The organism is Psychrobacter sp. Cmf 22.2 (assembly GCF_001921745.1).
Lineage (GTDB): Bacteria > Pseudomonadota > Gammaproteobacteria > Pseudomonadales > Moraxellaceae > Psychrobacter.
This window is the reverse complement of sequence record NZ_MRYA01000003.1, coordinates 332,037-345,538: the sequence shown is the minus strand read 5'-3', so window position 1 is coordinate 345,538 and position 13,502 is coordinate 332,037. Positions and strand designations below refer to the sequence as shown.

At 43.1% G+C, this 13,502-nt stretch carries 10 protein-coding genes; 4 read left to right on the top strand and 6 right to left on the bottom strand.

Annotated features, from left to right (window positions below):
* Nucleotides 1–7: 7 nt before the first annotated feature.
* On the bottom strand, nt 8–1,288 hold the full coding sequence (locus BTV98_RS08250; protein ID WP_143505704.1) for an NAD(P)/FAD-dependent oxidoreductase: 1,281 nt from the start codon (nt 1,286–1,288) through the stop codon (nt 8–10).
* A 224-nt stretch (nt 1,289–1,512) separates the two neighbouring features.
* On the bottom strand, nt 1,513–3,483 hold the full coding sequence (gene acs, locus BTV98_RS08245; RefSeq protein WP_058367942.1) for an acetate--CoA ligase: 1,971 nt from the start codon (nt 3,481–3,483) through the stop codon (nt 1,513–1,515).
* Between the two features lie 608 nt (nt 3,484–4,091).
* Between acs and BTV98_RS08235 the strand changes: the two genes are divergently transcribed.
* The gene (locus tag BTV98_RS08235; RefSeq protein ID WP_058367940.1) at nt 4,092–5,354 is read left to right on the top strand and encodes an NAD(P)/FAD-dependent oxidoreductase; all 1,263 of its coding nucleotides are present in this window, start codon (nt 4,092–4,094) and stop codon (nt 5,352–5,354) included.
* Between the two features lie 86 nt (nt 5,355–5,440).
* On the opposite strand, the gene BTV98_RS08230 is transcribed toward BTV98_RS08235, so the two are convergent.
* The 3 genes from BTV98_RS08230 to trpB form a co-directional block, all read right to left on the bottom strand.
* Nucleotides 5,441–6,553 (bottom strand): alkene reductase, encoded by a 1,113-nt coding sequence (locus tag BTV98_RS08230; RefSeq protein ID WP_058367939.1) that lies wholly within the window; start codon nt 6,551–6,553, stop codon nt 5,441–5,443.
* Between the two features lie 307 nt (nt 6,554–6,860).
* Nucleotides 6,861–7,763, bottom strand: a complete 903-nt coding sequence (locus BTV98_RS08225; protein WP_058367938.1) for a DMT family transporter — start codon at nt 7,761–7,763, stop codon at nt 6,861–6,863.
* Between the two features lie 131 nt (nt 7,764–7,894).
* Entirely contained in the window at nt 7,895–9,121 is a 1,227-nt protein-coding gene (trpB, locus tag BTV98_RS08220) for a tryptophan synthase subunit beta (RefSeq protein ID WP_058367937.1), read from the bottom strand.
* Nucleotides 9,122–9,375: 254 nt separating this feature from the next.
* On the opposite strand from trpB, the gene BTV98_RS08215 reads away from it, so the two are divergent.
* The gene (locus tag BTV98_RS08215; protein WP_058367936.1) at nt 9,376–9,687 is read left to right on the top strand and encodes a Trp family transcriptional regulator; all 312 of its coding nucleotides are present in this window, start codon (nt 9,376–9,378) and stop codon (nt 9,685–9,687) included.
* Between the two features lie 120 nt (nt 9,688–9,807).
* Here BTV98_RS08215 and BTV98_RS08210 read toward each other — a convergent pair whose 3' ends face one another.
* A complete protein-coding gene (locus BTV98_RS08210; protein WP_075103381.1) occupies nt 9,808–10,614 on the bottom strand; it encodes a DUF2971 domain-containing protein in 807 nt (268 codons plus the stop codon).
* Nucleotides 10,615–10,948: 334 nt separating this feature from the next.
* Between BTV98_RS08210 and BTV98_RS08205 the strand changes: the two genes are divergently transcribed.
* Together BTV98_RS08205 and BTV98_RS08200 are read left to right on the top strand one after the other, a co-directional pair.
* Nucleotides 10,949–12,052, top strand: a complete 1,104-nt coding sequence (locus BTV98_RS08205) for a M28 family peptidase (protein WP_075103380.1) — start codon at nt 10,949–10,951, stop codon at nt 12,050–12,052.
* A 268-nt stretch (nt 12,053–12,320) separates the two neighbouring features.
* The gene (locus BTV98_RS08200; protein WP_075103379.1) at nt 12,321–13,325 is read left to right on the top strand and encodes a lipoate--protein ligase; all 1,005 of its coding nucleotides are present in this window, start codon (nt 12,321–12,323) and stop codon (nt 13,323–13,325) included.
* The last annotated feature ends 177 nt before the right edge of the window (nt 13,326–13,502 follow it).

Genomic DNA, 13,502 nt, shown 5'->3' with positions numbered 1-13,502 from the left:
ATCTTGTCTACTTTATTTTACTGATGCTTTGTACGGTGTTTTTTGCCACGTGATAACAGCTTTCAATATTGCCTTGTCCGCACCAGTCACCACTGACAATCCATTGATGCTCTTGATCAAACAATATTCCTAACGTTTCATTGTTGTCTTTATTTTTTGCCTCAATCACTGTCGCAGCATAGCGCCAGCGATGGCAATCTATCTGGCTGGGTGCTGTATCCGCGCTCCAATGCAACGCTTGCTGGGCTGCTGCTAATAATTGCGCTTTAACCGTCTCCATATCATCATCGACATGCTTTTCTGACCAGTCGTTGCGCGCATGAATAGTGACACTTGGAAGTAGCTTATTATGAGCAGGCTTTTGATGTTCAATAAACACTCTATCGAGTATTGAGTCATTTACATAAGCCACATCCCATACTGGCGCTGTCTGATTGCTTAGAGTTTCAGGAAGCATATCAACATTATCCCAGCCTAGCATGAGCGTATAGCAAGCTTGCATTTTTGGTTCGGTAATTTTGGCTTGCTCCATAAAGCCGCTATCTGCCATCAGCTCTACTGCCTGACCGTTGGGTACTGTACAAATAACCCAATCAAACCTGCCAAGACTATGGCCCTTTTCATCAAACAGTTCAGTCTTTATATTTTTATGAGCTTTTGCGTTATCTATTTGCGCTTTGTTGATTGGTGCGACACGGGTTTTAAAGTTAATAGTTGTATGCTGCAGATCATCAGCCAATGCGTGCCCCCAACTGGTCATTTTAGGGGTACTAATATAACGTGCATGATTGGTATCCCACTGCTCTTTTTTCTGAATGTCAGGTGAATAAGCATCTTGAGAATTGGCATTAGCTGGCGTCAAATTAACTACTTGAGCGCACCACGGTTGCAGTAATCTTGAGTCTAGCCAAGGCGTTATAAATTGCTGAAAGCTGGAGGTTTTTGCCGTAAAAAACTGCGCACCAAATGCCCATTGCCAGTTTTTATTAGTATTGCTATCGGTGCGATAGCGCGTGGCTAAGCGACCAACGCTACGAGATTTTTCAAAGATAGTAATTTGCGGCACTGAAAAATGAGCAGATGGTTTAGTCTTTTGCTTAAGAAAAGCACGCTCTAACAATGTCGCTGTAAATAATCCAGTCAAACCACCACCAATGATGGCTACTTTCGGCGCAGTATCCAGATTAGTGTTCAGGCCAGTATTCAAGGTAGCCTGATTGTCATGGTTAGTTTGCTTTAAACTATTATCAGTAGACATATTAGTAGACGACATAGTATGTTCAGTCATAGGAACGGTAGGCCTTATTAGAAATTGAGCAAAAATTAAAAAGAGCTTATTAAACAAAAATGTTGAGCAAAACATTAAGCAAAAAGCATCAGTTTTATTCTTGTTTAGCAGTATTTATATTAATGATTATCACTTATATTAAAAAGCCATGCTATTGGAAACAGCATGACTTTTATGTCGATAGATAATTAGCTTGTTTAGACAGTGACACTAACTGTCATTTGCTAGCAACGCTTGGCCTCACGTTCCGCTTTGACCACGTCAATTATCTTATTAATAACCGAACTATCAGCAAGGGTAGATAAATCACCCAGTCCGACATATTGTCCTGCCGCAAGGTTACGTAAGATGCGCCGCATAATCTTACCAGAGCGAGTTTTGGGCAGTGCTTCAACGATATAAATGGCATCTAAATTGGCAATCGGACCAATTTCGGTGCGCACATGGCGATTTAATTCTGCTTTTAGCTGATCACTTGCGACCTCGCCCATACTAAGAATAATAAAGGCAGCAATACCCACACCGCGAATCTCATGCGGCATACCAACGACGGCTGCTTCGACGGTCGATGGATGCGCATCTACCGCACTTTCAACTTCTGCAGTACCCAAACGGTGCCCTGAGACATTGAGTACATCATCGACACGGCCAGTAATCCAGTAGTGCCCATCTTCATCGCGTTGTACCCCATCACCAGTAAAGTAATAGCCCGGATACTCAGTAAAGTAGGTCTCCAAAAAGCGCTCATGGTCATTATAGATAGTACGCATCTGTCCCGGCCAGCTGTTGCTGATAGCGAGATTGCCCTCAGCGGGACCTTCAAGTGCCGTGCCATCGGTATCGATTACTTGCGGTATGATGCCATATAGAGGGTTCATCGCGGCACCCGGTTTAAGCGCTACCGTACCCGGTATTGGGGCGAGCAAGATACCACCCGTTTCAGTCTGCCACCATGTATCTACAATTGGGCAACGACCACCACCAACGACATCATAATACCAATCCCACGCCTCAGGGTTGATAGGCTCCCCAACAGTACCGAGCAGGCGCAGACTTGAGCGATTAGACTCACGGACAAAGGTATCGCCCTCTTTCATCATTGAGCGAATCGCTGTTGGCGCTGTATATAAGACACTGATTTTGTGTTTATCAATAATATGACCAATCCGCGCCCATGTTGGATATTCAGGTACGCCCTCAAACATCACCGTCGTCGTCCCATTGGCAAGCGGTCCATAAGCGGAATACGTATGACCAGTTACCCAGCCGACGTCTGCTGTACACCAGTAGACATCATCGTCTTTGATATCGAAGACATCGCGAAAAGTCGATAGCGCATAAGTGATATAACCGCCAGTCGTGTGCAGAACGCCTTTTGGCTTGCCAGTCGAACCAGAGGTATATAACAAAAATAACGGATCTTCGGCGTTCATGACTTCAGGCTCGCACTGCTCTTGCTCGCCGGCTATTAAAGAATGATACCAAACATCACGGCGTCCACTCATCGGAATCGAATTACCTGTCCGATGCACGACGACGACTTTTTCGACACTATCAGTTCCATCCATATCTAGCGCACGATCAACATTGACCTTAAGCGGTGTATGTTTATTACCGCGCAGACCTTCATCGGCCGTAATTACGATTTTGGATTGACTATCAATAATACGGTTACCTAAGCTTTCAGTAGAAAAACCCCCAAACACGACCGAATGCACCGCACCGATACGCGTACATGCCAGCATCGCTATCATCGCTTCAGGTATCATGGGCATATATAGGGTCACGCGATCGCCTTTTTTGACCCCAAGCTTGCGCATCGCATTACCTAAGCGACAAACATCAGCGTGCAGCTCTTTAAAGGAGATAATCTTGTGTAAAGAAGGATGATCCCCTTCCCAAATAATGGCAGGTTTATAGGGGTTAGTTTTAAGATGTCGATCAAGGCAGTTTACTGAGATATTGAGCTCACCATCCTCGTACCATTTAATACGAAAGTCGTCCAAATCATAACTGACGTTGCTAATGATAGTCGGCTTTTTCATCCAATCGATCAGCTCAGCACGCTTAGCCCAAAAAGCATCAGTAGCCTCAGGTGATTCAACGGATTGCTTATAATCGTGAGCGTACTGCTCGGCGGTGGTGTTGGCAGCGGCGATAAATTCAGCCGTAATAGGAAAAGATTTCTGAGTCATAAGATATTCCTTTTTTAATTATTATTGTCTGCATAAAATATCGAGAATAAAAGAAAAACTATCTCATAAACTGACTGAGACTAAGGCGACAAAACTACCATTCAGGTAGTGATAATCGGCAGTTAATCAGTCACAACGGTGGTTGCAGACGACAGGCTATCATCTTCCATAATGAGTGACGCCTTGATTCTAGTTTGACAAATAAGAAGAAGTGATGCAAGACGCTAACGACTAATTACAACAATTCCAATGTACAGCTGTTTACTTATGTATTTATACACTCTATTAATCATAGATAGTAGAAAATTGAGCCGTATTTAATCCTTGTAACCCTAGCTTAAATATGGACAATAGCCACACTAAATACACTTTTTGCACGATAGTTACATCAGCATATTCCTATAGTCGATACTAAATACAATATCTACACGTTATTACAACGCTGAATTGGGACAAATTTTTTGTAGCCCCTGTCGGCGTAGGCACAGCAAGCAAGAAAAATTTGTCCCAATACCACTATATCTTTTTTATATTGATCTGACTCTATCATTGCTTCTATCACATTTTTACGTTTGTTTAAAAGCAGCGCTTTATGGACCAAAACCGCCATGGACAATAACACCCATTACGATGTCATCATTATTGGCGCAGGTGCCTCAGGGCTATACTGCGCGCTCACCGCTGGTCGTCGAGGTCGCCGCGTACTAGTGCTCGATCATGCCAATAAAGTCGGCAAAAAAATCCTGATGTCAGGCGGTGGACGCTGTAACTTTACCAATTACTTCGTCGAGCCTGAGCACTTTATCAGTGCCAACCCGCATTTTTGTAAGTCAGCTCTGAGCCGTTATCCCAGTTGGGAGTTCATTGGCATGGTTGAACAGCACAAAATTGCTTATCATGAGCGTGAGCACGGTCAGCTGTTTTGTGATGATTCCGCGCAAGATATCGTCACTATGCTACTTGATGAATGCGCCGCGGTAGGTGTGCAAATACGCATTAATACCCAGATTGATAGGGTCGATGTCATCGATGACAAGCACAAAAACTTTGCGTTATCGACAAGCAAAAAGCTCAGTAAAAAAGATATCGCTAATAGCGTTAAACCTTCGCAAAACAAATACATTTGTGAATCATTAGTCGTGGCGACTGGTGGCCTGTCTATTCCAACGATGGGAGCGAGCGGTCTTGGCTATGAGCTAGCGCAGCAGTTTGGGCATCAGCTTATGCCGACCGATGCCAGTCTTGTTCCCTTTACTTTCACTGATAAGACAGGCGAGCTCATCCGTGCCTTGTCTGGCATTAGCTTGCCAGTGATTGCCAGTAATGAGCACATCTCGTTTAAGCTGCCGCTCTTATTTACCCATCGCGGTCTATCTGGTCCTGCCATGCTACAGCTGTCCAACTATTGGCAGACGGGCGAATATATCAATATCAACTTACTGCCTGATATCGATGTCGCAGCCCTCCTACTCGCTCACAAAAAATCGCACCCTAAGCAGCTTATCCGTACTGTACTAGCAGACTATACAGACAATGCATTGCCTAAAAAACTACTGACGGCCCTACAAACAACGCTGTGGGATGATATAAAAGACAAAGAGCTTGCCAATATTAAAGACGAGCGCCTAGGCGAGCTTGGTGAAACCTTAAATGGTTGGCAACTCAAACCCTCTGGCACTGAAGGCTATCGTACGGCTGAGGTGACGCGCGGCGGTATAAAAACCGATGAAGTGTCGTCGAAAACCATGCAAAGCAGCTTTCAAGATGGGCTATACTTTATCGGTGAAGTGCTTGATGTCACGGGCTGGCTTGGTGGCTATAACTTCCAATGGGCTTGGGCAAGTGGCTTTGTCTGCGGTGAAGTCGTTTAGCCGATAATACAAGCTCAAAAAAAGCCGCCTTACTATGACAGTAAGGCGGCTTTTTATTATATTGATATTTAAAACTAAGCGTACACTTAAGCTTGTTTTTGGTTCAAATACGGATAATCGGTATAGCCTTCGCTACCGCCACCATAAAAGGTTTGTGGATGCTGCTCATTGAGCGGCGCATCTTGACGAATACGCTCAGGCAGATCAGGGTTGGCAATAAAATCACGACCAAAAGCAACTGCGTCGATATAGCCTTCACGGACATTTCTTTCTGCTTTTTCGGCAGTATAGCCACCCGCTGCGATGATCGTATTATCAAAGGCATCACGAATACGCTGGCGGAAACTATCGCTATACGGCGTGCCACCTGCCCAATCAGGTTCAGAGAGATGGAGATACATCAAACCGCGTTTATTGATTTGCTCGATGAGCCAGATATTATCATCTTCATCATAGCCTGCTTCTACCGCGTTGAACGTGCCTTGTGGCGAGATGCGAATACCGACGTGATCGTTATCCCATGCATCAACACAAGCATCGACGACATCAAGCGTCAAGCGTGCGCGGTTCTCGCGGCTACCACCATACTCATCATCGCGCTTATTGGTTTGCTCAACCCAAAACTGATGTAACAGATAACCATGTGCGCCGTGGACTTCTACGCCATCAAAGCCTGCCTCACGAGCAACTTTGGTTGCATGAGCAAAGTCTTTTATCACTTGCTCAATCTCATCAAGAGTGGCTGGACGCGGCGGTGTGGTATCGACGCGAATCGCTTGATTGTCACTATCACGTAAAGATGTGCGGGCATCGACTTTGACATCTGATGCTGAGATAGGTGCCTGACGATCAGGCTGGACACTTTCGTGTGCGACAAGACCCGTATGCCATAGCTGAACGACGATTTTTCCGCCTTTAGCATGAACATTATCGACGATGGCTTTCCATGCAGTCATTTGATCTTCGGTATGGATACCAGGCGCACCTGCATAGCCTTTTGCTTGAAATGACACTTGCGTCGCCTCTGCGATGACAAGGCCCGCTCCTTCAGCGCGCTGTGAATAATATTCACCTGCCAATGCGGTCGGCACATCACCTGGTTCAACGGCGCGCAGACGAGTCAATGGCGCCATAATGATACGGTTTTTTAGGGTTTGCGTACCCATTTTTACTGGTTCAAATAATTTATCGTAAGCCATGGTATGCCCTGTTTGTTGTTATCAAAAACATGAATAAAAATAGTATTCACAACTATAAAGTAATTTACTTATAACTATGAAATCTTTATGAGTTATTCGGTCAACAAAATGTATGTTTGCTTAGCTAATAAGTAAATACCTATTAAATAAGACCTATATTGAACGACCGTTCTCTTTATAAGGAGCATGTACTATTATTCAAGCAAGCTTTACAAACAGAAACATTGATTTAGATATATTTTAGACATTTAAACTACGGCAATTCGAACTATTTAAGTCATGTGACGCGCTAATGTTTAGACAACACTTATGCTTTCATCATCTTTTTAAAAGAGATATTTAAAGACAGATATGTACCAATTAAAATAACTGCCGAGCCAATAATCGCGCCCAAATCTAACGCTTCGCCAAGCAATACATAACCGAAGAATATCGCAAAAATCGGAATAACTAAGGTAATACTGGTCGCGCGCATTGGACCGATATTTTTAATAAGCTGATTCATAAAAATCAGTGCGATTGCCGTCGAAAACACCCCAATGCAGATGACAGATACCCACGCTTGTAAACTGATGCTTTTGCCATAGGGAAACTCATACAAGCCGATGGGTAGCATGACCATGCTGGCAATAATGGTCGAGCCTGCGGTGATAGCAATCGGTGATAAGCCTTGCAAATAGTTTTTGGTAATATTGGCTCCTGTCGCATAACCGACGCAGCCTAGTAAAGCGTAGCCCATTGGCAATAAGCCTTCAATCAAACTTGTATCTGTCTCACCACCAGCAAATAAGCTCTCACTCATCAAAATGATGACACCTGCAAGGCCAATAAATAGACCGAGAATTTGCTTTTTTGAGAGCTTATCATTAAAAAATGTACTAGCGATAAAGCCACTTATCATCGGTACAGAGGCGTTTAGCACTGCCAATACACCAGCGTTCACTGACTGGGCTGAAAATGAAAATAGCACAAACGGAATAGCGGTAGAAAATAAACCGACGACGGTCAGTAGCTTCCAGTTTTCGCGAATGCCGCGTCGATTTTCCAAACTGACAAACACAAAGACCAACATGGTTAAGCCTGCGAACAATACGCGTAAACTTGCAAACGCTATCGAGCCAAATTCGGGCACACCGACGCGATAAAATATAAAAGACAGCGACCACATAAAAGAGAGGGTAAAAAAGATAATGAGGTCGCGTTTAGTCACTGGTGAATCCTATTAAGCGTTTAGACTGCTGTTACGAAGTCGTCAAAAGTTATGTTGTTAAGAATGCCACGATGATAACTTTTTAATTGCTCTTTAGGTGCTGTTTTATGTATTTGTTAGTCATTAATTATTTACAAATCGACTTTATTCAAAATAAAATCGATATCTTTGTCACCGCGCCCCGATAAATTGACCAAAATAGTGTCATCAGGCGACATATCTTTGGCCACTCGCATTGCATAGGCAATGGCGTGAGCAGTCTCTAAAGCGGGAATAATACCTTCTAATCGTGACAGCGACATAAAGGCTTCTAGACACTCAGCGTCTGTCGCCGACTCATAAGTCGCCAGATTATTGTCTTTTAATAGTGAGTGCTGCGGCCCAACGCCTGGATAATCCAAACCAGAAGCAATCGAATGGACAGGCGCAGGCTCACCATCTTTATCGAGCAGCACATAACATTTAAAGCCATGAATCTCACCCTTGTTACCTAATGTCATCGTCGCCGCATGATTGGGTGTATCTAAACCTTCGCCTGCGGGCTCTACCCCTACTTTTTCAACGCTCTCATCTCCCAAAAAGCCACTGAATATACCGATAGCATTAGAGCCACCGCCGACACAGGCGACTACTTTATTAGGCAATTTGCCAGTTGTCTCTAAGAACTGTGCCCGCGCCTTACGACCAACGACGGATTGAAAATAGCTGACAATCTCGGGATAAGGTGCTGGCCCAAGAGCTGAACCAATGGCAAACATACTGGTGTCCAGCTCATTAAGATAAGTCTCAAAAGCGCTGTCTACCGCTTCTTTTAGCGTTCCTGCGCCGCGCGATACGGGTACGATATTGGCACCTAATATTTTCATACGGCTGACATTGGGATGCTCCTTTTCAATATCGACCACACCCATGTGAATCTCACATTCAACACCCATCAACGCCGCTGCGGTTGCTAACGCCACGCCATGTTGGCCTGCACCTGTCTCCGCGATGACTTTGGTTTTACCGAGCTTTTTGGCTAGTAACACTTCACCCAAACAGTGATTAATCTTGTGGGCGCCCGTATGATTTAAGTCCTCACGCTTGAAATAAATTTGCGCCCCGCCGCAATGCGCGCTTAAGCGTCTGGCATGGAATATCGGACTAGGTCTGCCGACATAAGTCTCACGCAGACGTTTCATCTCAGTGATAAAGTCGTCGTCTTTGATAATTTCACGAAATCCTATTTCTATCTCATCCATGGCTTTGGCAAGTTCAGGATGGCCTATTTTGCCACCAAACTCGCCGTATAAACCCTCGCTACTCGGCAAAATCGACTGATGTAGGCCATAGCTATCTGTTGCATTATCTGTTGTCATCGTTAAACCCTAGTATCTGAACTTGTGATATTTAAAATTACGGTATTGAAAACTGTAGTATTTGAAACTTTGGCGTTTGAAAATTATCCAAGCAAATTATTTTTATAGCGTTATAATAAAGCTATTGTATCAATGTTCTAGTACACTGAAACATATTCTAAGTTAAGTCCTGTTTAAGGTCAATAACTAGAAACGATCTGAAAGTGTTTATTAGCTAGTTTGATTCATTAAGAAGATATTATGAGGATATTAAGATGTCACAAAAAGACATTCAGGCGAACAATCAAGCAAGCGGCGCTTATGATTATCTACTTAAGCTACTGGTCGAAACTGATGACACAGAACGTCTATCAGCGATATTTGCTGCGCTCATGACCGATAAAGAACAAACGGAGCTTGCCAACCGCTTAACTATATTTGCCCTTCTGCAACAAGGTATGACCCAAAGAGAAATCAGTGCAAAGCTTGGTGTCGGCATAGCAACCGTCTCCCGCGGTGCCAAGGTATTTAGTCAGCATCAGATTGATAAATTGCTGCCGAATATTGGAGAAAAGATTGAAATTTGAGTGTGGTTTTATTGGGTTAGATATTGCATGAAATATGAATTTTGCCGTAGGGTGGGTTAGACTTGTCGAGTTCTCGTAGAGAATGAGGACAAGGCGTAACCCACCATTGAAATTAGGTAATTATCTACTAGCTCTTTTCTTTAGATCCCAAGAATTTAATTCGCATTCACAGTAGTAAACTTCAATGTCTTGGTCTTGCCAGCCCTGAATTAAAGACTCATATTCATTTTGAGAAACTGTTGCCGTTCTCGATATATTTTTATAAATATTTTTACCTAAATAAACTTCTTTGATTGAACTTTGAGGAATAGAAAAACAGTATAGGGGTCTGTTTTGTATTCTGACTATATTGAAGTCTCCAAAAACCCCTTCACTGGTATGATAGCTAGCTTTTAGACTTTTAACTTCTTTTACTACTCTTACCTCCTCTTCGTAAGCCCAATCTAATGATTTGTATAAAAAAGCTCTTTTCGCAAGGTTAAATAAGTTTCCTTCGAACAGAGTATTTTTGCCAATATTCATTAATTCATCATCGTTAATTATATCTAAATCATTCTGCGGTTTAGTTTTTGTATATACAATCTCACCAAACTGGTATGGAATAAAATTATCGGAAAGTGAATGAAAGTTAGCTTCGTCAACATCAATACCAATAACAACTCCTTGATGAGAATCCCCATAATGAGACCACATTAATGAGTTCAGTGGTTGTCTGGACAAAGACAATACGGCATATCCTCGAGAGAATCTATTTTTACAAGCGTTTTGAGCTATTTGAGGACTTACCATAAAATTCGGTTTTTCTTTAAAACCAAAAGCAGTACATTCAAAAGGATCATTAAAGTCTTCTAAGTGTGTAAAACCAATAGATGACGTTTCGATAGCTTTTATCGCACCTGATAATGACATATATTTGTATAAAATCATGTGTTTCCTTCTACACTAAACTAACAGTAAAATTATTTTGTAAGCTTAACCTTTTACATTAATTGAATACTGTATACAACTTATCTTTTTTAGACATATTAGGTGGGTTACGCATTCGCTAACCCACCCTACGCTAAAATCAAAATTACGTCCAAGCTTTATTAAGACCTCTATAGACCACCCTTTACAGTCATTACCCCAATCTGCTATCCACCCACCTCCGTCAAAACACAACTGACGACAATGTCCCTATAAAACTATTTACACTTTGGTCTAAAAACGTTCTATATTACTTATTAGGTCTTTTTCAATAACTAAAACAGGGATGCTGACGATGTTACAGATAATAGCGAAACAAACCTCAAAACAAACGATGAAAATTATGGCTGTAGCTATCATGGTTGCAGGGGTGGCCGCATGTAATGATGATGATAGCGAAGCCGTATTTGTTACTGTACCTACATACGGTGAGTATGGTACTGATACGGCACTGACCTTGGCGCGTGATTATCCGGGTCGTTATATGGGATCGAGTACCGAGCTTGCCGCTGCTCAATATATGAAACAGCGCATGACCTTTGGCGATAATGGCGATGAGGTGATACTACAGCCTTTTACCTTTGTCGCCTCTAGAGGGCCATTTGCTGATCAATCGATTACCAGTCAAAATGTGGTCGTTACTCACGAAGGCACAGAAAATACCGGACGAACCTTATACGTAGGCGCTCACTATGATTCGGCGACGCAGTATCCCAATTATATCGAGCTTGAAGGATTAGATGACAATGCCTCAGGTTCTGGCGTACTAAGCGAGCTGGTCTATCATTTTAACGGAGTCAATACCGCAGATACGATTAAATTCGTGGCATTTGGCTCTGAAGAAGGCGGACTGCAAGGTTCCAAGGCATTTGTAGAAAGCTTAAGCCAAGATGAGATTGACAATGCCATCGGCATGATAAATCTAGACAGCTTGCTCACAGGCGATAATATGTATGCCAACGCTGGGGACAATAGTTACGACGATGACGGCAATGAGATCGCAGCCAACGTCAAATTACGCGAAGCGGCGCTGCGTATTGCAAACGAGCTTAACCTTGGCTTGCAAGTAAATCCAGCTATCATTCCTCCGGGCGAAACCGAACCTTATAAACCTCTTGGCGTTGGCTGTTGTAGCGATCAAGAGTCATTTGACAGTATTATGCCTGTCGTCGCCTTTGAAGCAACCAACTGGAGCTTGGGACCAGATTTTGATGGCTATACGCAAACGGATAATCCTGATATTCCCGGTGGCTATTCATGGCACAACCCAGATGTGGATAACGAAGCAGTATTGACGCAAGCATTGGGCGAGGAGCGGATCAAACAGCGCATGAGTGCTTTTGCTCAAATTGTTACCAAACTTATCGCAGAACAAGTACAAGCTGAGTCTATTCGATAGATTAGAGCCGTAGGGTGCGTTAGACTTGTTAAATTCTCGTAGAGAATAAAAACAAGGCGTAACCCACCATTGAAAGCAGAAGATAATTCGGTGGGTTACGCGTTCGCTAACCCACCCTACGCCACACTTAAAAATTAATCGTAAGCAACATATCTAACCCTATTAACCCTTCAAAACCATTCCCTTCTCCCGCACCCCCATTGAATTAAAGCCCCGCATCGGCAACAATAACTGCTACCAACAATCTCCATAATAAAAAGGACACTCAATGAAACTGCGCATTCTAAAGTCCGCCGTTACCAACCCTTGGTTTAACCTTGCAACTGAGGATTGGATATTTAATACGCTCAACCCCGACTCGCATACGCTGTTTTTATGGCGCAATAGCGAGACCGTGGTCATTGGCCGCTCGCAAAATCCATGGGTAGAATGCAAAATCGATAAGATGGAAGCCGACAAGGTGTTTTTGGCGCGGCGTCAGAGTGGTGGCGGTGCGGTGTTTCATGATTTGGGCAATACCAACTTTACCTTTTTATCGCCCAAAGACGACTATGACCAAGAAGCGAACTTTACCATTATTATTAATGCACTAAAGAAGTTAGGCATAGACGCGGATTTATCTGGGCGTAACGATATGCAAGTCGGTGATAAGAAAATATCAGGCAGCGCCTTTAAACATGCGGCCGATCGCAGTTTCCATCATGGTACGTTACTCGTGCATGCCAACATGCAAAAGCTCGGCGATTATCTCAATCCGCACCCACTTAAGCTCAAAGCCAAAGGTATTAAGTCGGTACGCGCGCGCGTCGCCAACTTGGTTGAGTTTAATGAAAACATCAATCACGAGACCTTATCTGATGCGATTATCGAGGCGTTTTGCGAATATTATAATGTTACCGCGCCAGTAGAAGAATTGGATGAAGCCAGTCTCGCTAAGCAACCAGCGCTCAATAAATACTATCAGCAAATGGCAGATTGGGATTGGCGCTTTGGTAAGACGCCTGAATTTAGCCATCATATCGAGACGCGATTTGATTGGGGCATTATTGATTTGCACCTTGATGTAAAGCACGCAGTCATTAGCGAAGTGGTCATCTTTTCTGACGCACTAAACGTGGAATTGATTGACTTATTAAAAGAGACACTAACTGATATCAAATACGATAGACATGATATTAAAGCCAAGCTGGCTAAGCTGGGGCAAGCACATCTTGATGTGGCAGCGCAGATTAATGATGTGTCTGCGTGGTTGCTTGGTGAGATGGAAGGTTAGATTTTTGCTTGTTATTAATAATGAATAAAGAGAGTCAAGTTCCTCTTGCAGTCAATTACTCAAAAGCCTTCATAGTTCACGCCGATTGAGCTTACCATATAATTTATACCTTTAAACAAACTTAAGTTTGATATTTAGCGTTATAGCCATCTATAATGTCATGCAAATAATAGATTT

Coding starts and splice junctions, on each gene's coding strand:
- BTV98_RS08215 (WP_058367936.1), top strand. CDS start 9,376: ATGTCACAAAAAGACATTCAGGCGAACAATCAAGCAAGCGGCGCTTAT.
- trpB (WP_058367937.1), bottom strand. CDS start 9,121: ATGACAACAGATAATGCAACAGATAGCTATGGCCTACATCAGTCGATT.
- BTV98_RS08250 (WP_143505704.1), bottom strand. CDS start 1,288: ATGACTGAACATACTATGTCGTCTACTAATATGTCTACTGATAATAGT.
- BTV98_RS08210 (WP_075103381.1), bottom strand. CDS start 10,614: ATGATTTTATACAAATATATGTCATTATCAGGTGCGATAAAAGCTATC.
- acs (WP_058367942.1), bottom strand. CDS start 3,483: ATGACTCAGAAATCTTTTCCTATTACGGCTGAATTTATCGCCGCTGCC.
- BTV98_RS08235 (WP_058367940.1), top strand. CDS start 4,092: ATGGACAATAACACCCATTACGATGTCATCATTATTGGCGCAGGTGCC.
- BTV98_RS08205 (WP_075103380.1), top strand. CDS start 10,949: ATGTTACAGATAATAGCGAAACAAACCTCAAAACAAACGATGAAAATT.
- BTV98_RS08200 (WP_075103379.1), top strand. CDS start 12,321: ATGAAACTGCGCATTCTAAAGTCCGCCGTTACCAACCCTTGGTTTAAC.
- BTV98_RS08230 (WP_058367939.1), bottom strand. CDS start 6,553: ATGGCTTACGATAAATTATTTGAACCAGTAAAAATGGGTACGCAAACC.